The sequence below is a fragment of the Leifsonia aquatica H1aii genome (assembly GCF_000633535.1).
Classification (GTDB): Bacteria; Actinomycetota; Actinomycetes; order Actinomycetales; family Microbacteriaceae; genus Leifsonia; species Leifsonia aquatica_A.
This window is the reverse complement of the sequence record NZ_AYMR01000056.1, coordinates 1-540: the sequence shown is the minus strand read 5'-3', so window position 1 is coordinate 540 and position 540 is coordinate 1. Positions and strand designations below refer to the sequence as shown.

The following is a 540-nucleotide window of genomic DNA, read 5'->3' as shown; positions in this document are numbered from 1 at the left end:
CGCCGGCCTGCGCGACGAGGAGAAGAATCTCCTCGGCGAGCGGCTGCGCCTCGAGAAGCAGTGGCGCTCCGGCGACGTGAAGACCACGGCCGAGGTCGACGAGGGCCTGATCGCCGAGGTCCTGGCGCAGGCCACGGGCATCCCGGTCTTCAAGCTCACCGAGGAGGAGTCCGCTCGCCTCGTGTTCATGGAGAAGGCGCTGCACCAGCGGGTCATCGGTCAGGAGGAGGCCATCGCGGCGCTCTCCAAGACCATTCGTCGCACGCGTGCCGGCCTCAAGGACCCGAAGCGCCCCTCCGGCTCGTTCATCTTCGCCGGCCCCACCGGTGTCGGTAAGACCGAGCTCGCCAAGGCGCTCGCCGAGTTCCTGTTCGACGACGAGTCGGCCATGATCTCCCTCGACATGTCGGAGTACGGCGAGAAGCACACCGTCTCGCGACTGTTCGGCGCCCCTCCCGGGTTCGTCGGATTCGAGGAGGGCGGCCAGCTCACCGAGAAGGTCCGCCGCAAGCCGTTCAGCGTCGTGCTGTTCGACGAGAT

General features: G+C 67.8%; 1 protein-coding gene. It reads left to right on the top strand.

Annotated features, from left to right (window positions below; all coding sequences use genetic code 11):
- On the top strand, positions 1-540 hold a 540-nt coding region (locus tag U870_RS0122010; RefSeq protein ID WP_029948043.1), incomplete at both ends, for an AAA family ATPase.